17 protein-coding genes are annotated in these 20,175 nt (G+C 72.0%); 13 read left to right on the forward strand and 4 right to left on the reverse strand.

What is annotated here, in order from left to right; genetic code table 11:
• Positions 1–142: 142 nt before the first annotated feature.
• Positions 143–535, reverse strand: coding sequence for a DUF1844 domain-containing protein (locus ACIBM5_RS01280; RefSeq protein WP_391581993.1), 393 nt, complete (start codon positions 533–535; stop codon positions 143–145).
• A gap of 370 nt (positions 536–905) precedes the next feature.
• Between ACIBM5_RS01280 and infC the strand changes: the two genes are divergently transcribed.
• The 7 genes from infC to pheT all read left to right on the forward strand — a co-directional run bounded on the left by infC (position 906) and on the right by pheT (position 8,332).
• Positions 906–1,631 (forward strand): translation initiation factor IF-3, encoded by a 726-nt coding sequence (infC, locus tag ACIBM5_RS01285; RefSeq protein WP_391582441.1) that lies wholly within the window; start codon positions 906–908, stop codon positions 1,629–1,631.
• Between the two features lie 96 nt (positions 1,632–1,727).
• Positions 1,728–1,922, forward strand: a complete 195-nt coding sequence (rpmI, locus tag ACIBM5_RS01290; RefSeq protein ID WP_078978620.1) for a 50S ribosomal protein L35 — start codon at positions 1,728–1,730, stop codon at positions 1,920–1,922.
• 117 nt (positions 1,923–2,039) lie between these two features.
• Entirely contained in the window at positions 2,040–2,432 is a 393-nt protein-coding gene (gene rplT / locus ACIBM5_RS01295) for a 50S ribosomal protein L20 (protein ID WP_020552013.1), read from the forward strand.
• 73 nt (positions 2,433–2,505) lie between these two features.
• Positions 2,506–3,354, forward strand: a complete 849-nt coding sequence (locus ACIBM5_RS01300; protein ID WP_391581994.1) for a TrmH family RNA methyltransferase — start codon at positions 2,506–2,508, stop codon at positions 3,352–3,354.
• Between the two features lie 136 nt (positions 3,355–3,490).
• On the forward strand, positions 3,491–4,540 hold the full coding sequence (locus ACIBM5_RS01305) for an ATP-binding protein (RefSeq protein WP_391581995.1): 1,050 nt from the start codon (positions 3,491–3,493) through the stop codon (positions 4,538–4,540).
• 163 nt (positions 4,541–4,703) lie between these two features.
• Positions 4,704–5,825 carry a phenylalanine--tRNA ligase subunit alpha gene (gene pheS, locus ACIBM5_RS01310; protein WP_391581996.1) on the forward strand — a complete coding sequence of 374 codons (1,122 nt, stop codon included), beginning with the start codon at positions 4,704–4,706 and terminating at the stop codon, positions 5,823–5,825.
• Positions 5,825–8,332, forward strand: coding sequence for a phenylalanine--tRNA ligase subunit beta (gene pheT / locus ACIBM5_RS01315; protein ID WP_396004796.1), 2,508 nt, complete (start codon positions 5,825–5,827; stop codon positions 8,330–8,332). The genes pheS and pheT overlap by 1 nt, the downstream gene beginning before the upstream one ends.
• Positions 8,333–8,395: 63 nt before the next feature.
• On the opposite strand, the gene ACIBM5_RS01320 is transcribed toward pheT, so the two are convergent.
• The gene (locus tag ACIBM5_RS01320) at positions 8,396–10,306 is read right to left on the reverse strand and encodes a hypothetical protein (protein WP_396004797.1); all 1,911 of its coding nucleotides are present in this window, start codon (positions 10,304–10,306) and stop codon (positions 8,396–8,398) included.
• An 81-nt stretch (positions 10,307–10,387) separates the two neighbouring features.
• On the opposite strand from ACIBM5_RS01320, the gene ACIBM5_RS01325 reads away from it, so the two are divergent.
• Positions 10,388–11,062 (forward strand): SDR family oxidoreductase, encoded by a 675-nt coding sequence (locus ACIBM5_RS01325; RefSeq protein ID WP_396004798.1) that lies wholly within the window; start codon positions 10,388–10,390, stop codon positions 11,060–11,062.
• 39 nt (positions 11,063–11,101) lie between these two features.
• On the opposite strand, the gene ACIBM5_RS01330 is transcribed toward ACIBM5_RS01325, so the two are convergent.
• Positions 11,102–12,958, reverse strand: a complete 1,857-nt coding sequence (locus ACIBM5_RS01330; RefSeq protein ID WP_396004799.1) for a hypothetical protein — start codon at positions 12,956–12,958, stop codon at positions 11,102–11,104.
• Positions 12,959–13,046: 88 nt separating this feature from the next.
• A complete protein-coding gene (locus tag ACIBM5_RS01335) occupies positions 13,047–14,924 on the reverse strand; it encodes a hypothetical protein (RefSeq protein WP_396004800.1) in 1,878 nt (625 codons plus the stop codon).
• A 257-nt stretch (positions 14,925–15,181) separates the two neighbouring features.
• Here ACIBM5_RS01335 and argC point away from each other — a divergent pair, with 257 nt between their 5' ends.
• Genes argC through ACIBM5_RS01360 form a run of 5 tightly spaced genes read left to right on the forward strand, consistent with a single transcriptional unit; the run spans position 15,182 to position 20,143 of the window.
• Positions 15,182–16,210 (forward strand): N-acetyl-gamma-glutamyl-phosphate reductase, encoded by a 1,029-nt coding sequence (gene argC / locus ACIBM5_RS01340; RefSeq protein ID WP_396004801.1) that lies wholly within the window; start codon positions 15,182–15,184, stop codon positions 16,208–16,210.
• Entirely contained in the window at positions 16,207–17,361 is a 1,155-nt protein-coding gene (argJ, locus tag ACIBM5_RS01345) for a bifunctional glutamate N-acetyltransferase/amino-acid acetyltransferase ArgJ (protein WP_396004802.1), read from the forward strand. The genes argC and argJ overlap by 4 nt, the downstream gene beginning before the upstream one ends.
• A gap of 32 nt (positions 17,362–17,393) precedes the next feature.
• Positions 17,394–18,347, forward strand: a complete 954-nt coding sequence (argB, locus tag ACIBM5_RS01350) for an acetylglutamate kinase (RefSeq protein ID WP_391582004.1) — start codon at positions 17,394–17,396, stop codon at positions 18,345–18,347.
• A complete protein-coding gene (locus ACIBM5_RS01355) occupies positions 18,344–19,552 on the forward strand; it encodes an acetylornithine transaminase (RefSeq protein WP_391582005.1) in 1,209 nt (402 codons plus the stop codon). The genes argB and ACIBM5_RS01355 overlap by 4 nt, the downstream gene beginning before the upstream one ends.
• A gap of 42 nt (positions 19,553–19,594) precedes the next feature.
• A complete protein-coding gene (locus ACIBM5_RS01360; protein ID WP_396004803.1) occupies positions 19,595–20,143 on the forward strand; it encodes an arginine repressor in 549 nt (182 codons plus the stop codon).
• The last annotated feature ends 32 nt before the right edge of the window (positions 20,144–20,175 follow it).

The following is a 20,175-nucleotide window of genomic DNA, read 5'->3' on the forward strand; positions in this document are numbered from 1 at the left end:
GACCTCGGATCGGGCCTACGGTTTCGAGTCGGGCGGCGCCGGAGGAACTGTCGGATGGAACCGCCATCCGGGGGTTTCTCCGGCGCGCCGAGCCGGGGCGCCGGGGGACGCGATCCGATGCCCCCGGAGCCGCGGGTGCGGATCAGGCGTGGACCGGGCCGGTGAGTTTTTCGCCGGGGCCCTTGCCTGCCTGGTCGGGGTGTGTGGAGGCCTCGCGGAAGGCGAGTTGCAGGGTCTTCAGGCCGTCCCGGAGCGGGCCCGCGTGGTAGGAGCCGACCTCGGGGGCGGCCGCGGTGACCAGGCCCGCGAGGGCGGTGATCAGCTTGCGGGCCTCGTCCAGGTCCTTGTGCGCCTCGCCGTCCTCGGCCAGGCCGAGTTTGACCGCCGCCGCGCTCATCAGGTGCACGGACAAGGTGGTGATGACCTCGACGGCCGGCACGTCTGCGATGTCCCGGGTCATCGTCTCGACCCCATCGGGGCGGTCGGCGACGTCGTCGGAGGGGTCGGGTGACAGGGGTGGGGCGCTCTCGCTCATGTGCCCAGTCTCGGGTATGCCCCGGAATCGGGGAACAACGGGGCCCTTCGGCATGTTCGAGCCAGTGGTAGAGTGGTGTATCGACCGACCGGGCATCTGCATGCCCGGCCTGCAAGCGGAGGCTCCGTCTCCCACCCGATCGACCTCACGGACGACGGGTACCGGTCCGGCGTGACGCACTTCGTGTGCGTTCGTTTCACGTTCGCCGCCCCTGGGCGGCTTCGTTGCCGGTGGTGGAGCCTCGCATGCAACCGTGCGAGGCTTTTTCGCGTTGCCTGGATGGCTTTGCGAGGGTCTGGCTCGGGGGGAAGTTACACCGAGACAAATGTGGCCGCTTCGCCCGCGGTCGCTTCAGGTATGAGGAGGCCCCATCAGCGCCGAGCCCCGCATCAACGACCGGATTCGCGTCCCCGAGGTGCGACTCGTTGGTCCTGGCGGCGAGCAGGTCGGAATCGTCCCGCTGGCCAAGGCCATGGAACTTGCCCAGGAGTACGACCTCGACCTCGTCGAGGTCGCGGCCAACGCCCGGCCGCCGGTCTGCAAGCTCATGGACTACGGCAAGTTCAAGTACGAGTCGGCCATGAAGGCCCGTGAAGCGCGCAAGAACCAGGCGCACACGGTCATCAAGGAGATGAAGCTCCGGCCGAAGATCGACCCGCACGACTATGACACCAAGAAGGGTCACGTCGAGCGGTTCCTGAAGCAGGGCGACAAGGTCAAGATCACGATCATGTTCCGTGGTCGCGAGCAGTCCCGGCCCGAGTTGGGCTACCGACTGCTGCAGCGCCTCGCGACGGACGTCCAGGACCTCGGGTTCATCGAGTCGAACCCGAAGCAGGACGGCCGCAACATGATCATGGTTCTCGGCCCGCACAAGAAGAAGACCGAGGCCATGGCCGAGGCCCGCGAGGCCCAGGCGGCTCGCAAGGACGCTCGCCGTGTTGCCGTCGAGGCCGGGGACGATCACCCCGACGAGACGGAAACCGCGGACGCTCCCGAGGCTGCCGAAGCCGAGGCCGCACCGGCCGAAGCCGCTCCGGCCGCCGAGGCCCCCGTCGCGAGCGACGCGGAGCCGAAGGCCGACGAGCAGGTCTGACCCGGAACGGGTCGCCCCGCGCCCGATATGCACACACACCTGTGCCTGCCCGGTCCCCACCGGGCGGGTGCGGCACGACGAGGAGACTGCGGCGACATGCCGAAGAACAAGACCCACAGCGGTGCCAGCAAGCGCTTTCGTATCACCGGCTCCGGCAAGGTGCTGCGTCAGCGTGCGGGTCGCCGTCACCTTCTCGAACACAAGCCCTCGACCCTGACCCGGCGGCTCGCCGGTGTCGTCGAGGTGGCCCCGGCCGACGCCAAGAAGATCAAGAAGCTGCTCAAGAAGTAGTAGGCAGCAGTCGTCGCACCGGCTGACGAGAACCCACCGGTCGGCGACCGGCGACGGTCCCAGACTTACCCGGGCCGCGGTCGATACACCGCGGTCTGACATCAAGGAGTTCATCAAGTGGCACGCGTCAAGCGGTCAGTCAACGCCCACAAGAAGCGTCGCGTCATCCTCGAGCGGGCGTCCGGCTACCGCGGCCAGCGGTCCCGTCTGTACAGGAAGGCCAAGGAGCAGGTCACCCACTCCATGGTCTACAACTACAACGACCGCAAGAAGCGGAAGGGGGACTTCCGTCAGCTGTGGATCCAGCGCATCAACGCCGCTGCCCGCCTGAACGGAATGACCTACAACCGCTTCGTGCAGGGCCTCAAGGCCGCCGGTGTGGAGATCGACCGCAAGATGCTCGCCGAGCTCGCGGTCAACGACGCCCCGGCGTTCGCCGCCCTCGTCGAGGTGGCGCAGAAGGCCCTCCCGGCCGATGTCAACGCGAAGAAGGAAGACGCCGCGGCCTGATCGTCGACTCACGTCGTCGATGTCGCGGTACTTCTTACGTCGTTACAGGCCGAGAGCAAAGAACGGTAACGCGATGGCGAGCCCCGAGCTGACGTCCACCCGATCACCACGAGTGGCGGCGGCCCGGCGGCTCGCCAAACGCGCTTTCCGGGCCCGTGAACGCCTGTTCCTGGCCGAGGGGCCGCAGGCGGTCCGCGAGGCGGTGGCGCTGCCGGGGACGTTGCGCGAGCTGTACATCACCCCCGAGGTGGCCGAGCGCTACCCCGATCTGGTCGCGGGCGCGCACGAGGCCCGCGTCCCGGTGTTCACCGCCACCGACGAGGTGGTCGCGGCGATCAGCCAGACCGTGACGCCGCAGGGCGTGGTCGCGCTGTGCCGGTTCGTGGACGTGCCGCTGGAGAGCGCGATGGCCGCGCGGCCGGAGCTGGTCGCGGTGCTCGCGAACGTGCGCGACCCCGGCAACGCCGGCACCGTGCTGCGCGCCGCGGACGCGGCCGGCGCCGAGGCGGTCGTGCTCACCGACGCTTCGGTGGACCCGTACAACCCCAAGGCCGTGCGTGCCTCGGTGGGCAGTCTCTTCCACCTGCCGGTGGTCACCGGCGCCCGGATCGAGGACACCGTCGCCGCGCTGCGCGCCGCCGGGTTGCGCATCCTGGCCGCGGACGGCGCCGGAGACGCGGACCTGGACGGGGAGTTGGACGCGGGCGGGCTCAGCGGGCCCACCGCGTGGATATTCGGCAACGAGGCGTGGGGGCTGCCCGAGGAGACCCGGGCGCTGGCCGACGCCGTGGTGCGGGTGCCGATCCACGGGCGGGCCGAGAGTTTGAACCTGGCGACCGCCGCAGCCGTGTGTCTGTACGCGTCCGCCCGCGCGCAACGCGGGCACGGGGGCTGTCGCTGCGGCGCGCGAAGCGCACGATGACCCCGGCGCACCCGGCTTGACCACCGGTGGCCGGGGAACGAGTCCGTTGCGTCCGCCGCATCCGGACGGCACGTCGTGCGTTGGGATAGTGTGTCCGGCCCGGAACTCCCTCGGGCCCGAAACGGGAAGGGGGCCGATGGACGCCGACATGCTGCCCGACGGCCTGGTGATCGCGGACGAGAACGGCACGGTGGTCACGTTCAACACCGCCGCCGCCCGGATCACCGGGACGCGTCCCGAGGACGCGCTCGGCAAACACATCGCGGACGCGCTGCCGCTGGAGGACCTCGAGGGCAGACGCTGGTGGGTGTGCACCGACCCGTACGGCGGCCTGGGCACCCGGACCCGGCAGCCGGAGCGCAATCTGCTCCTGGCCGGCCGGGAGATCCTGGTCACCGCGTCCTTCGTACGCACCGACGGACCGCACAGCCCGCTGGCCAGGCTCGTGGTGTCGCTGCGCTGCACCGACGCGCGCAGGCGGATCGAGCGCGGCCACTCCGATCTGATCGCCACCGTCGCGCACGAACTGCGTTCGCCGCTGACCTCGGTCAAGGGCTTCACCGCGACGCTGCTGGCCAAGTGGGAGCGGTTCACCGACGAGCAGAAGCGGCTGATGCTGGAGACGGTGGACGCGGACGCGGACCGGGTCACCCGGCTGATCACCGAACTCCTGGACATCTCCCGGATCGACGCGGGCCGGCTGCAACTGAACCGGCAGGTCGTCGACATGGAGGAGGCGGTCCACCGGCACCTGCGCGCGATGGAGTGCAACGGGCTGCCCGACGAGCGGTTCGTGGTCGTGGTGGACGGTCCGCTGCCCAGCATGTGGCTGGACGCCGACAAGCTCGACCAGATCCTCGGCAATCTGCTGGAAAACGCGGTGCGCCACGGCGCCGGAACCGTCACCATCGAGATGCGCGCGGTCTCCATCGGGTCCGCGCCCGGTGCGCAGGGGACGGAGATCACGGTGAGCGACGAGGGCCCGGGCATCCCGGACGAACTCCTCGACCGCGTCTTCACCCGTTTCTGGCGCGGCAACCGCCGCGGCGGCACCGGCCTGGGGCTGTACATCGTCAAGGGCCTGGTGCAGGCACACGCGGGCAGCATCGGCGTGGATCGCGCCGAGTGCGGCGGGGCCCGATTTCGATTCACCCTGCCGGCCGCGATGCCGGACGTCCTGATGTAGCACGCCGTCGAAGCGGCGAGCCGGGACGCTCCACCACACGTCGTCGCGGTCCGGCCGAAACACGCACGCCCATGCGGCGTCAGTAAACTCGGAGCGCGGACGTCGCAGGACGTCGTTGCCGCCTCCACCACCGGCGGATCCCCCACAGGAGCACTGGACACAGATGTCGGCACCGAACAAGTCGTACGACCCGGTCGAGGTCGAGGCGTTGAAACCAGAGGAAGTCGAGCGGGCCCGCGACGCGGCGCTCGCGGCGGTCGCCGCCGCGAGCGATCTCGCCGAGCTGCAGGAGGCGAAGGTCGCGCACACCGGCGACCGATCGCCGCTCGCGCTCGCCAACCGCGAGATCGGCGCGCTCCCGCCGCAGGCCAAGGCCGAGGCCGGCAAGCGGGTCGGGCAGGCGCGCGGCGCGGTGAAGAAGGCCCTGGAGCAGCGCCAGGTCGAGCTGGAGGCCGAGCGTGACGCGCGCGTGCTGGTCGAGGAGGCGGTCGACGTCACGCTGCCGTGGGACCGCGCCCCGCGCGGCGCGCGGCATCCGCTGACCACGCTGTCCGAGCGGATCGAGGACCTCTTCGTCGCGATGGGCTACGAGGTCGCCGAGGGCCCGCAGGTCGAGGCGGAGTGGTACAACTTCGACGCGCTCAACATCCTGCCGGACCACCCCGCGCGGACCATGCAGGACACGTTCTTCGTGCGCGCCGAGGACGGCTCGGCGGATTCGGGTGTGGTGCTGCGCACGCACACCTCGCCGGTGCAGATCCGCACGATGCTGACCCGGACCCCGCCGATCTACGTGGTCTGCCCGGGCCGGGTCTACCGCACCGACGAGCTGGACGCCACGCACACCCCGGTCTTCGGTCAGATCGAGGGCCTGGCCGTGGACAAGGGCCTGACGATGGGCGACCTCAAGGGCACGCTCGACCACTTCGTGCAGGCGATGTTCGGCGAGGGCATCGTCACCCGACTGCGCCCGTCGTACTTCCCGTTCACCGAGCCCTCCGCCGAGCTCGACCTCAAGTGCTTCGTGTGTCGCGGTGCTTCGGTGGGCGACCCGGAGCGGCCGTGTCGGACCTGCCGGTCCGAGGGCTGGATCGAGTGGGGCGGCTGCGGCATGGTCAACCCGCGCGTGCTGATCGCGTGCGGCATCGACCCCGAGGTGTACAGCGGCTTCGCGTTCGGCGTGGGCCTGGAGCGTGCGCTGATGTTCCGGCACAACGTCGAGGACATGCGAGACATGGTCGAGGGTGACGTCCGGTTCACCCTTCCGTTCGGGATGGAGATCTGATGCGGGTCCCGCTTTCTTGGCTGCGGGAGTACGTCGACCTCCCCGCCGGCGAGTCCGGGCGCGACGTCGCCGACAAGCTCGTGGCGCTGGGCCTGGAGGTCGAGACGGTCGAGCAGCTCGGCGCGGACCTCAAGGGTCCGCTCGTGGTCGGCCGGGTGCTGGAGATCGAGGAGCTGGAGGGCTTCAAGAAGCCGATCCGGTTCTGCAAGGTCGACGTCGGCGACGCCAACGGTACCGGTGAGCCGCAGGAAATCGTCTGCGGCGCGCGCAACTTCGAGGTCGACGACAAGGTCGTGGTGATCCTGCCGGGCGGGGTGCTGCCCGGCCCGTTCGAGATCGCCGAGCGCAAGACCTACGGCCACGTCTCGCGGGGGATGATCTGCTCGGCCCGTGAACTGGGCATGGGCGACGACCACGACGGCATCATCGTGCTGCCGATCGAGGCCCAGGTCGGCGCGGACGCGATCGAACTGCTCGGCCTGATCGACGAGGTGCTCGACATCGCGGTGACCCCGGACCGGGGCTACTGCCTGTCGATGCGCGGCGTCGCCCGCGAGGCGGCGATCGCCTACGGGCAGCCGCTGCGCGACCCGGCGCTGCTGGACGTGCCGGGCGCGAACTCGTACGGCTACCCGGTCCTGGTCGAGGACGCGGCCGGTTGCGACCGGTTCGTCGCGCGCACCGTGGTCGGCATCGACCCCGAGGCGCCGTCCCCGCTGTGGTTGCAGCGCCGGGTGCAGATGGGCGGCATGCGGCCGATCTCGCTCGTCGTGGACGTCACCAACTACGTGATGCTCGAACTGGGCCAGCCGCTGCACGCCTACGACCGGTCCCGGTTGCAGGGCGCGATCGTGGTGCGCCGCGCGCACGAGGGCGAGACGCTGACCACGCTCGACGACGCCGAGCGCAAGCTCGACCCCGAGGACCTGCTGATCTGCGACAACCGTGGGCCGATCGGCCTCGCGGGCGTGATGGGCGGGGCGAGTACCGAGATCGGCGAGGACACCGCCGACATCGTGATCGAGGCCGCGCACTTCGACCCGGTGGCCATCGCGCGCACCGCGCGCCGGCACAAGCTGGGTTCGGAGGCGTCGCGCCGGTTCGAGCGCGGCGTGGACCCGGAGGCGGCCCGGGCCGCGGCGCAGCGCGCGGTGGACCTGCTGGCCGCGCTCGGCGGCGAGCGGGCCCAGGCCGAGGCGGGCGTGACCGAGGTGGACGCGCCGCGCGAGGTGGTGCGGATCGTGCTCGCGGCGGACCACGCGGCGAAGGTCGCGGGTGTTCCCTACCCCCGCGAGACGGTCGCCCAGCGGTTGCAGGAGGTGGGCTGCTCGGTCGAGGGCATCGACGAGCTGACCGTGGTGCCGCCGACCTGGCGGCCCGACCTGACCGACCCGAACGACCTGGCCGAAGAGGTCATCCGGTTGGAGGGCTACGAGCAGGTTCCCTCCACGCTGCCGCAGGTGCCGGCCGGCCGCGGGTTGACCGTCGACCAGCGGCGCAGGCGTCGGATCGGGCGCGGGCTCGCGGGCGCGGGCTACACCGAGGTGCTCGACTACCCGTTCGTGGGGCAGGGCGCGTTCGACGATCTCGGGCTGGCCGAGGACGACGCGCGGCGGCGCACGGTGGTGCTGGTGAACCCGATCTCCGAGGAGGAGCCGGCGCTGCGCACCACGCTGCTCCCGGGCCTGCTCGGGACGCTGCGCCGCAACCTCGGGCGCGGCAACGGCGACCTGGCGCTGTTCGAGTCGGGAGTGGTCTTCCTGCCGAACGCCTCGACTCCGCGCGCGCCGCAGCTTGCCGTGGATCGGCGGCCGACCGACGAGGAACTGGCTTCGCTGGCGGCGGCGTTGCCCGATCAGCCGCAGCGGGTCGCGGTGGTGCTGGCCGGGGAGCGCGAGCACTCCGGCTGGTGGGGCAAGGGTCGGCCGCAGAACTGGGCGGACGCGATCGAGGCCGCGCGGGTGGTCGCGGACGCCGTCGGTGTCGAACTGACGGTGCGCCAGGACCAGTACGAGCCGTGGCATCCCGGGCGCTGTGCGGCGCTCGTGGTGACCGCGCCGGACGGGACCGAGCGGGTCGTGGGGCACGCGGGCGAGCTGCACCCCCGGGTGCTCAAGACGCTGCACCTGCCCGAGCGGGTGTCCGCGATGGAACTGGACCTGGATCTGCTGACCGCCGACCTGGAGGGGGAGCACCTGCCGCAGACCGGGCACATCTCCTCGTACCCGGTGGCCACGCAGGACGTCGCGTTGGTCGTGGACGCCTCGGTGCCGGCCGCGACGGTGGAGGCGGCGCTGATCGAGGGCGCGGGCGCACTGTTGGAGTCGGTGCGACTGTTCGACGTGTACACGGGCGCGCAGGTCGCGGAGGGCCACAAGTCGTTGGCCTACGCGCTGCGTTTCCGGGCGCCGGACCGCACGCTCACGGTCGAGGAGGCGACGGCCGCGCGCGACGCGGCGGTGGCGCTCGCGGCCGAGCGGACCGGGGCGGTACTGCGCGGGGCGTGACGCCCGATCGCATGCCGTCAGGCTGCGGCCCGCACACCTTCGGGGGTGCGGGCCGCAGCCGTGTCAGGGCAGGGGATCCGGGGCCGGGGTCGCATCCGGGGCGGGGGCCGGGGCCGGATCCAGGGTGGGAGCCGGGGCGGGCGCGGTGGGCAGCACGCCCGGTTTCAGGACGTCGACGCCGCAGATCTGTCGGGCGGCGGCGATCGGGTCGTTGGGGAAGCGGAAGGCCGTGCGGTCCAGGGCGCCGATCAGGTTGGCGGTGAAGCGCCGCCAGGACATCGGGGCGTGCACCGAGTCGCGCAGTTCCTTGAGTCGACCGCGGTCGGTCGGGCCGCAGGTGAGCGTGTAGCGGGCGGCGGCGATCCGGATCGGGTCGATGCCCGGGGGCGCCGGCGCGGCCGGGTCGGCGTACTCGGCGAGTACCCAGGCGGGGTCGATGCGCTTCTCGTGTCCGGGTCGGCCGCGGGTGGTCAGTCGGATGTGTGCGCCGAGCGGGTAGGCCAGGCCCAGGTCGTCGATGGCGATCCCGGTCGTCGGGGTGGCCGCGCCGTTCGTGCCCAGCGAGGACCACATCACCACGATCGACGCGTGCAGGTCCGGGCGCAGCGGAACCACGAAGGAGTGGGTCGTCGATCGGCCGACCAGGGTGTGGCGATATGCCGGGTGCGGGCCCCGGATCATCGTCCGGAAGCCGGGGGAGCCGTTGACGAACGCGTCGGCGGTGACCGGGTTGGCCACGCCCAGGGCCGACGTGTAGAAGCCGCGTTCGTCGGCGATGCCGCGCGGGCCGATGCCGGCGTAGGGCACCCGGAAGACGACCGCGGTCAGCAGTGACCAGGCCAGCAGCGCGCCCACGGCGGGCACCGCGAGCCGGCTCGCCGGGACCAGCAGGATCGGCAGGAGCAGCAGGAACAGGCCGGGGAGCAACATCCGGGCGTGCATGAAGTCGCCGCCGACGCGGACCACGTAGAGCAGCATCACCAGGCCGGACAGCACCGGCGTGGCGTACAGGACGCGTCGGCTTCGGGCGGCGGGCGCGGGTCGGTCGGGTCCGGCCGGGCGCAGTCGGCCGGCCGCGGCGCCCACGGCCGCCGCGGCCGCCACCAGGAGCGGCAGCCACAGGTGGTACGCGTCGGTCAGGTCGCGGGCGTAGGCCCAGCCCCGGGCCCAGTCGGCGGCGGAGGCCTCCTTGGTGATCGCGGGGAGCGGGAGCAGGACCCCGTAGTAGCCCATCCGGAAGATCTCGTAGGCCAGCGGGAGGGCGCCGGCGGTGCCGAGCAGGGCGAGCGCGCGGCCTGCGCGGGGGCGGTGCGTCAGGGCCAGGGCGATCAGGAAGCCGAGGGCGGCGACGGCCAGGTCGGGGCGGACCAGCGGGCCCAGGCCGGCGAGCAGGGCCAGGGCGTACGCGGTGCGGGCGCGCGGGGTGTACGGGAGGCGGACCAGCAGCCACCAGCAGCCGGCGGTCCACAGCGTGGTCAGGCCGGTTTCCAGGCCGGACGTGGCGAAGTCCCACACCGGCGGCAGCGCGAGCAGGACCAGTGCGCCGCACGGGAGCAGGAAGGCGCTGCCGGACGTGGTCACGTGCAGCCTGCGGCAGGCGTCGGCGGCCAGGAACCAGCCGATCACGCTGCACAGCAGGCCCAGGCGTACGGCCAGCGGCGCGGGATCCTGGCCGGTGAGCCGGGTGCCGGCGACCAGCAGCCACTGCCACAGCGTGCTGGTCGCCGCCTCGGCGCGCTCGCCGGGGTTGAACACGGGGCCGCGGCCGGCCAGGATCTGCCGGACCGGTCGGATGAAGATCAGGCCGTCGTCGCAGAGCCAGCTGCGCCGGCCTCCCAGGACGGCGACGAACACGGCGGGCAGCAGCACCATCGCGACGTTCCAGCGCGCGGCCGGGCGCGGTGACTCGGGGGGTGGGTCGGCCGGATCGGTGGGCGGGGGGCCCTGTCCGGGCAGCGTGGTGGTCAAGGTCATCGTCAGCGGGCTCCAGTCGGGCCGGGCGCGGCCGCACGAGATCGTCGGTCTCGGTGCTCGCGCACCTCGTAGGGTGGCGGGATGAGTACTTACGTGATCACCGGTGCGGGCAGCGGTATCGGTGCGGAGATTGCCCGCCGGCTGCGGGAGAGCGGCCACGACCTGGTCGCGATCGTGCGGTCGGAGCGGCGGGCCGCGGAGTTGACCGGGCCCGGGGTGCGGACCGTGGTCGCGGACCTGGAGCGTCCCGAGACGATCGCGGACGCGTTGGCGCCGCTTGCAAAGGAGACGTTCGCGGGCCTGGTGCACAGTGCGGGCATCGCGGAACTGGGCACGGTGGCGGAGACGGCCGAGGTGGTGTGGTCGCGCACACTGACCGTCAACGTGGTTGCGGTCGCGGAGGTTACGCGCGTGCTGTTGCCGGCGTTGCGGCGCGGCCGGGCCGACGTGGTCCTGCTCAACAGTGGGGCGGGGCTGCGGACCAACCCGGGCTGGGCGGCGTACGCGGCGAGCAAGCACGCGCTGAAGGCGCTGGCCGACGGGCTGCGGGAGGAGGAGCCGGCGCTGCGGGTGACCAGCGTGTATCCGGGGCGCACGGCCACGGCGATGCAGCGTGGGGTGCGGGAGCAGGAGGGTGGGGAGTTCGAGCCCGAGCGCTACAGCGATCCCGCGACGGTGGCGGGGGTCGTGGTGTCGACGCTCACGCTGCCGGGCGATTCGCGGATCGATGACGTGACGGTGCGCTCACGGGGGTGATGCCGGGGCGCGGGCGTGGCGAGCGGGCCGGGGTGGGGGTCAGCGGTTGGGGTTGTCCTCGGGGAGGACGCCTTTGGCGAGGACGTCGACGCCGCAGATCTCCTTGGCGGCGGTGACCGGGTCGACCGGGAAGCGGAACGAGGTGCGCTCGAAGGCGCCGGTGAAGTTCTTCTTGAAGCGGCTCCAGGACATCGGTTCGTGGACCGAGTCCTGGAGCTCCTTGAGCTTGCCCCGGTTGGCGTCGCCGCAGGTGAGGGCGTAGCGGGCGGCCTTGACCCGGACCGGGTCGATGCCCGGCGGCAGGACGGCGTCGGGGGAGGCGTACTGGGCGAAGACCCAGGCGATGTCGATCGCCTTCTCGTGGCCGGGGCGACCGCGGGATGTGAGTTCGACGTGGGCGGCGAGCGGATAGGCCAGGCCCAGGATGTCGACGGAGACGCCGTCGAGCGGGGTGTTGGCGCCGTTCATGCCCAGGTTGCTCCAGACGGTGGCGACCGGGGCGGGCAGGTCGGGGTCGAGCGCGGTGACGTAGAAGCCGTCGTACCAGGGGTAGACGATCACGTGCGTGTGGTCGGCGCGGGCGGCTTTCGCGGCGGCGGGGAAGCGTGGGTAGTTGGCCACGTAGGAGTACGCGGTGACCGGGTTGGCGACCTTGAGCGCGCCGATGTAGAAGGCGCGTTCGTCGGCGATGCCGCGCGGGCCGATGCCCTCGTAGGGCACCCGGAAGCTGATCGCGCAGACCGTGGCCCAGCCGATCAGGATCGTGGCCGCCGGGATCACGAGCCGGTTCGCGGGGACCAGCAGGATCGGCAGGAGCAGCATGAACAGCCCCGGCAGCAACATTCGGGCGTGCATGAAGTCGCCGCCGACGCGGATCACGTAGAGCAGCATGGCCAGGCCGCACAGGGCGGGCACCGCGAACACGGTGATCCGGGCCCGACCGGCCCGGTCGATCGCGCGCAGGCGCGCACCGGCGCCGGCGGGGTCGCGCAGACGGGGTGCGGACAGGCCGATCAGGACGGCCAGGAGCACGAGGAACGGGATCCACAGGTGGTACGGGTCGGTCAGGTCGCGGACGTAGTTCCAGCCTCGGGACCAGTCGGCGGCGGAGGCTTCCTTGGTGACGGCCGGCAGCGGGAGCAGGACGCCGTAGTAGCCCATCCGGAAGATCTCGTACAGCAGCGGCACGGTGAATGCGGTGCCGAGCAGAGCCAGGGCGTGCGGTAGGCGCGGACGGCGGATGAGCGCGAGCGCGATCAGGAAGCCGAGCGTCGCGATGGCCAGGTCGGGCCGCACCATCGGGCCCAGGCCGGCCAGGAAGGCCAGGCCGTAGGTGACCCGGGCGCGTGGGTCGTGCGGGAGGCGGACCAGCAGCCACCAGCAGCCGGCGGTCCACAGGGTGGTCAGGCCGGTTTCCAGGCCGGAGGTGGCGAAGTCCCACACCGGCGGCAGCGCGAGCATGGCGATCACGCCGAGGGGCACCAGCCGGATCGTTGTGGTGCTGCCGGTGTACAGCCGGCGGGTGGTGTGCAGGGCCAGCGCGTAGCCGGCGGTGGTGCACAGCAGGCCGAGGTGGACCGCGAGCCGGCCCACGTCCATCTGGGTGATCCACGAGGCCAGCACCAGGATCCATTGCCACAGTGTGCTCGTGGACGCCTCGGCGCGTTCGCCGACGTTGAACACGGGGCCGTGGCCGGCCAGGATCTGGCGGACCGTGCGGGTGAAGATCAGGCCGTCGTCGCTGATCCAGCGTCGATGCCAGCCCAGGACCAGCAGGATCAGCGTGGGCACCAGCACCATCGCGGTGTTCCAGCGGGTGATGCCGCGGGGCTGCGGGCCGTCCGTCGAGGGATGGGCCCGCCGCCCGGAGCGCGAGCGCCCGGAAAGCACACTCACGAGGCTCATGGTTCGTTGACTCCAGACGGGGCGGGCGGGCCGACCACACCATAACCACTGATGATCGCCTGCCGGGCCGATGGCGGGCTCAGGAGGGGGTGCAGAATTTCTTCTCGGCCTCGATCGGGTTGGCCGGGATCCGCAGTTCGGTGCGGCCCGCGGCGCCGGTCAGGTTCTTCCAGAAGCGTGACGCGGACATCGGCTCGGTGACCGAGTCGACGAGTTCCTTGAGGTCGCCGCAGCGCAGCGCGGCCCGGGCGGCCCGGATCTCCGCGGCGGGCGCGGCGTCCTCGGGCACCAGTGCGTCGCCGGCCGGGTCCACGTACAGCGCGACGTTCCAGGCGAAGGGCAGCAGTTTCTTGTGGCCCGCCGCGGTGTGCTGGGTCTCGGTGATGTGCGCGCCGACCGTGTTGGACAGGCCCCACACGTCGACCACGATGCCGCCGGGCGGGGTGATCGAGCCGCCCACGCCCAAGCGGCCGATGACCAGGCCCTTGTCGAAGGGCAGATCACGGCGCAGCGGCAGCGGTGGGAGCTTCATGTAGTTGGGGTCCACGAACAACAAACGCTCGCCGGTGGCCTTTTCGTTGCGGAAGGCCTCTTTTATCGTCGGCAGCGTCCGGATGTGCGCTTCCTCGGTGGTGGGGTTGTCGGTCCGGGTCCAGGCGGCGTAGGTGTCGCGTTCGTTCCAGACCTGGTTGCCGTGGCCGTCGGGGGCGGGCGTGGTGATCACGCCGGAGCGCAGTGTGGTGCCGCAGACGACGGCCCAGACGGCGACGAGCACGATCGCCGGGGTGACCAGCCGGTCCAGCGGCGCGAGCAGGAGCGGGAGCAGCACCAGGAGCAGGATCGGCAGCCACATTCGGCCGTGCATGAAGTCGCCGCCGACCTTGAGCACGTAGACGGTCTGGCCAAGGGCGGCGACCAGGGGGGTGGCGATGACGATCCAGGTGCGTCGGTCGGCCGGGCGGCGCCGGGTGAGGGCGACCGCGGCGGCGACCAGGATCAGGATCATCGGGATCCACAGGTGGTACGGCCGCATGTAGTCGGTCAGGTAGTCCCAGCCGCGACCCCACAACGAGCCCGATGCCTCCTTGGTGAGCGCGGGCATCGGGAAGATCAGGCCGTAGTAGCCCATCCGGAAGATCTCGTACGCGGCGGGCAGGAAGCCGGCGCAGGCCAGCATCGCCAGGGCCTTGGGCCAGCGCGCGCGGATCAGCAGGAACTGGGCGACGAGCAGGACCACCATGGTCAGGCCCAGGTCGGGGCGGACCAGCGGGCCCAGGCCGAACCACAGGGAGAGCGCGAGGGTGCGGCGGGTGGTGTGGGTGTCGACCGGGCGCAGCCAGGTGCCGATCAGCAACCACCAGGACAGGCCGATCCAGAACAGGATCAGGCCGGTCTCCATGCCGGCGGTGGCGAAGTCCCACACGGAGGGGACGGCGATGAACACGAGCACGCCGGCGGGCAGCAGCAGTCGGGTGACGGCCATGCCGCGGAAGAGTCGGCGGGTGCCGTCCAGGGACAGCCACAGCCCGATCACGGCCAGGATCAGGCCGGTGTAGACGGCCGTGGGCGCGTAGTCGAACGGGGTGATCCACCCGAGCAGCGCGAGCAGCCACTGCCACAGCGTGCTGGTGGACGTCTCGACTCGTTCGCCGGAGCTGTACACCGGGCCGTTGCCGGCCAGGATCTCGCGGACCGCGCGGGTGAAGATCAGGCCGTCGTCGGTGATCCAGCGCTGATGCCAGCCCATGATCGCGAACACCAGTGTCGGCAGCCCCAGGGCGAGCAGGTCCGGCAACGGGACGCGCGGGTGCCGGCGCCGTGCCGAGGACGGATCCGTCGACGCGTCGGCGGGGTCCGGCTCGGGAGCCGAGTGCGGCTCGCCGGTCGGGGACTGTAGGTCCGTGCCGGTGGCGCCCGAGGCGCCGGCGGGCCCGGAGGTGCCGGGGGGAGGGGTCACGTGGTCTCGTTCGTTTCCTGGGCGGGGGCGCCCGCCGTCTGCTGCGCGTCGCTGCCGTCCCGCCGGCGGTCGACTGCCCACTGGGGAGCGCGTATCGGAAGTCGGCTGATCCTAACGCACCTGCCATGCGCCCTACTGGGGTGGCGGCAACGGGCGGCAGGCTTGCCCGGAACGGGGGCCGGTCCCGGCGGTCACGCACCGTACTTGCATAGAGATTCGCATATCCGTATAGTCATGCTCCTCACGAGGAGGCGGTAATGGGGGCCAAGGCGGCACTGGCCGGGGCGAGCGGTTACGCGGGCGGGGAAATCCTGCGCCTGCTGCTCGCGCACCCGGAGATCGAGATCGGCACGCTCACGGCGGGGTCCAACGCGGGCCGACGCCTGGGCGAGCTGCAGCCGCACCTGTTGCCGCTGGCCGACCGGGTGCTCGCCGAGACCACCGCCGAGAACCTCGCCGGTCACGACGTGGTCTTCCTGGCCCTGCCGCACGGACAGTCCGGTGCGCTGGCCGCGCAGCTGGGCGCGGACGTGCTCGTGGTGGACTGCGGTGCGGACTACCGCCTGCGGGAGGCGACGGACTGGGAGGAGTTCTACGGATCATCCCATGCCGGGACATGGCCGTACGGACTGCCCGAGCTGCCGGGCGGCCGGGCCGCGCTGGCGGGCACCAGGCGGATCGCCGTGCCGGGCTGCTATCCGACCGTCTCGCTGCTGTGCACGGTGCCCGCGCTGGCCGCCGGCCTGGTCGAACCCGACTGGGTCGTGGTGGCCGCCTCCGGCACCTCCGGAGCGGGCAAGGCACCCAAGACGCACCTGCTCGGCAGCGAGGTGATGGGCTCCGCGAGCGCGTACGGCGTGGGCGGGGTGCATCGGCACACGCCCGAGATCATCCAGGGCCTGCGCGCGGTCACCGACGCGGACGTCACGGTCTCCTTCACCCCGACCCTGGTGCCGATGTCGCGCGGCATCCTGGCCACCTGCACCGCCCGGCTGAGGCCCGGTGTCGGCGCCGAGACGGTGCGCGCGGCGTATGCCGCGGCCTACGCCGACGAGCCCTTCGTGCACCTGCTGGCCGAGGGGCAGTGGCCGGCGACCGCGATGGTCTACGGCGCGAACACCGCCGTGTTGCAGGTCGCCGTCGACGAGCGGGCCGGCCGAGTGGTCGTGGTCGGCGCGATCGACAACCTCGCCAAGGGCACCGCCGGCGGCGCCATCCAGAGCACCAACATCGCCCTCGGCCTGGCCGAGGACCTGGGACTGAGCAAGACGGGGGTAGCACCGTGAGCGTCACCGCAGCAAAGGGCTTCCGGGCCTCGGGCGTGGCCGCCGGCCTCAAGAGCACGGGCCTGCCGGACGTGGCCCTGGTCGTCAACGACGGCCCCTCGATCGCCGGCGCGGCCGTGTTCACCTCGAACCGGGTCAAGGCCGCACCGGTGGTGTGGTCGGAGCAGGTGGTCAAGGCCGGCCAGGTGCAGGCGGTGGTGCTCAACTCCGGCGGCGCCAACGCGTGTACCGGCAGCGAGGGCTTCGCCAACACGCACGCCACCGCCGAGCGGGTGGCCGAGCTGCTCGGGCTCAACGCGGGCGAGATCGTGGTGGCCTCCACCGGTCTGATCGGCCTGCAACTGCCGATGGACAAACTGCTGCCGGGCGTGGCCAAGGCCGCCGCGGCGCTGAGCGCGGACGGCGGCGAGGACGCGGCGATCGCGATCAAGACCACCGACACCGTGCACAAGCAGTCCGTCGTCACCGACCCCGCGGGGTGGACGGTCGGCGGGATGGCCAAGGGCGCGGGCATGCTGGCGCCGGGCCTGGCCACGATGCTCGTCGTGCTCACCACCGACGCCGCGGTCGACGCCGAGACGCTGGACGCGGTGCTGCGCGGCGCCACGCACACCACGTTCGACCGGATCGACTCCGACGGCTGCATGTCCACCAACGACACCGTGCTGCTGATGGCCTCCGGCGCCTCCGGCGTCGAGCCCGACCTCGCCGCGTTCGCCGAGGCGGTGCGCACCGTCGCCGGGGACCTGGCCCGGCAGCTGATCGGCGACGCCGAAGGCGCGAGCAAGGACATCCGGATCGACGTCGTGGGCGGTGCGACCGAGGCGGACGCGCTGGAGGTGGCCCGCTCGATCGCCCGGAACAACCTGTTCAAGTGCGCCGTGCACGGCGAGGACGCCAACTGGGGCCGGGTGCTGGCCGCGATCGGCACCACCGCCGCGGCGTTCGACCCGGATCGGCTCGACGTCGCGTTCAACGGCGTATGGGTGTGTCGCAACGGCTTCGTGGGCGAGGACCGCGAGTTGGTCGACATGACCCCGCGCGAGACGCACATCGTGGCCGACCTGAACGCGGGCGACGCCGCCGTGACCGTGTGGACCAACGACCTCACGGCCGAATACGTGCACGAGAACTCGGCCTACTCGTCATGACCGGTACGGACAGCCAGACGAGGGGGAGCGGGATGCGGACGGAATCGGCCGGCAAACAGGGCCGCAACAATGCGGCACTGACCAAGGCGCGCACGCTGATCGAGGCGCTGCCGTGGTTGGAGCGCTTCTACGGCAAGACCGTGGTGATCAAGTTCGGCGGCAACGCCATGGTCGACGACGCCCTCAAGCGCGCCTTCGCCCAGGACCTGGTGTTCCTGCGCTTCGCCGGGCTGCGCCCGGTGATCGTGCACGGCGGCGGCCCGCAGATCAGCGCGCAGCTGGACCGGCTGGGCATCGAGTCCTCGTTCGCGGGCGGCCTGCGGGTGACCACGCCCGAGGCGATGGACGTGGTGCGCATGGTGCTCGCGGGCCAGGTGCAGCGCGAGATCGTCGGCCTGATCAACGCACACGGCCCGTTCGCCGTCGGGATGACCGGCGAGGACGCGCACACGATGACCGCCGAGAAGCGGCACGCGATCGTGGACGGCGAGGCGGTCGACATCGGCCTGGTCGGCGACATCGTCGAGGTCGACCCGGGCGCGATCAAGGCACTGCTGCACGACAACCGCATCCCGGTGATCTCCTCGATCGCACGCGGCGCCGACGGGCACGTCTACAACGTCAACGCGGACACCGCGGCCTCCGCGCTGGCGGTCGCGCTGGGCGCGGAGAAACTGGTCGTGCTCACCGACGTCGAGGGGCTGTACGCGAACTGGCCCACCAGCGACGAGGTGATATCCAGCCTGGACGCCGACGAGTTGGCGACGCTGATGCCGACGCTCTCCAGCGGCATGCTCCCCAAGATGGAGGCGTGCCTGCGGGCGGTGCGGGCCGGGGTGCCGGCCGCGCACGTCCTGGACGGGCGGGTCGCGCACTCGTTGCTGCTGGAAGTGTTCACCGACGAGGGGATCGGGACCATGGTGGTCCCGGCCCGGCAGTCCGGCGCGTTCGCCGGACACGACGACGAGGCGGAGGGGGCGGCATGACGAACACCGGGACCGGTGCGCTGACACAGCGGTGGAACCGGTCGCTGATGAACAACTACGGCACGCCCTCGATCGAGCTGGTCAGCGGCTCCGGGGCGCGGGTCGTGGACAGCGCCGGCAACACCTACGTCGACTTCCTCGGCGGCATCGCGGTCAACTCGCTCGGCCACGCCCACCCGGCGATCGCCGCCGCGGTGAGCGAGCAGCTGGGCCGGCTGGGCCACGTGTCCAACCTCTACATCGCCGAGCCGCCGGTCGCGCTCGCCGAACGGCTGCTCGACCTGTTCGGCCGACCCGGCCGGGTCTACTTCGGCAACTCGGGCGCCGAGGCCAACGAGGCCGCGTTCAAGCTCGCCCGGCGCACCGGCCGGCCGCAGATCATCGCGGCCGAGGGCGGCTTCCACGGCCGCACCATGGGCGCGCTGGCGATGACCGGCCAGCCCGCCAAGCGCGAGCCGTTCGCCCCGCTGCCCGGCGGCGTCGACTTCGTGCCCTACGGCGACATCGAGGCGCTGCGCGCCGCGGTCGGACCGCAGACGGCCGCGGTGATCCTGGAGCCCATCCAGGGCGAGAACGGCGTGGTCATGCCCGGCGAGGGCTACCTGGTCGCGGCCCGGGAGATCACCGCCGCGCACGGCGCGCTGCTGATCCTGGACGAGATCCAGACCGGCATAGCCCGCACCGGCGCGTGGTTCGCACACCAGCCACTGGGCATCGAACCCGACGTGGTCACCCTGGCCAAGGGCCTGGGCGGCGGCCTGCCGATCGGCGCCTGTGTGGCGTTCGGCGCGGCGGCGCAGCTGTTGCAACCGGGCCAGCACGGCACCACGTTCGGCGGCAATCCGGTGTGCTGCGCCGCGGCGCTCGCGGTGCTGGACACCATCGAGAACCAGGACCTGTGCGGGCGCTCGGCGCGCTTGGGCGAGCAGCTGCGGGCGGGAATCGAAAAGATCGCCCATCCGCTGGTCGCACGGGTCAGCGGAGCAGGGCTGTTGATCGGTATCGTGCTCACCGCACCGGTGGCGCCGGCCGTGCAAAAGGCGGCGCAGGACGCGGGCTTCCTCGTCAACGCCGCAGTGCCCACCCGGGTCAGGCTCGCCCCGCCGCTCGTCGTCGACGACGCGGATGTGGACGCGCTGCTCGGGGCCCTGCCCGCCATCCTGGACGCCGGCCTCGCCGCCGCACCCGCCGGAGGAACACCGTGACCCACACCCGACGACGAGTCCGACGCTAGGCGAGGTCGTCCCATGAGCAGCGAGCACGGCAGCGAAGCGACCCCGGTCGAGGGCGTGTACGCGGTGCCCAGCACCCGGATCGCCCGGCACCGGCGGATCGTCGACATCCTGACCCGGCACCGGGTCCGGTCGCAGAACCAACTCGCCCGGCTGCTCGCCGAGGACGGCCTTGCCGTCACCCAGGCCACGCTCTCCCGGGACCTCGACGAGCTCGGCGCGGTCAAGATCCGCGACGGGGAGGGATCGCTCATCTACGCCGTACCGGCGGAAGGCGGCGATCGCACCCCCCGGGCGCCGCTGGAGGATTCCGCGGTCGAGGGCCGGCTGTCGCGCCTGGCCGGCGAACTGCTGGTGTCGGCCGAGGCGTCGGGCAACCTCGTGGTGGTGCGCACGCCGCCCGGGGCGGCCCAGTTCCTGGCCTCGGCCATGGATCACGCCGAGTCCCGGCTGATCCTGGGCACCATCGCCGGCGACGACACCATCCTGATGGTCTCGCGCGACCCCGAGGGAGGCGCGGCGCTCGCCGCCCACCTCCTGGCGCTCGCCGAGAACAAGGCCTAGGCCGTGTCCGGCGGATCTTGGTGGGGTCGCGC

The organism is Embleya sp. NPDC050493, assembly GCF_044458105.1.
In the GTDB taxonomy this organism is placed as follows: domain Bacteria; phylum Actinomycetota; class Actinomycetes; order Streptomycetales; family Streptomycetaceae; genus Embleya.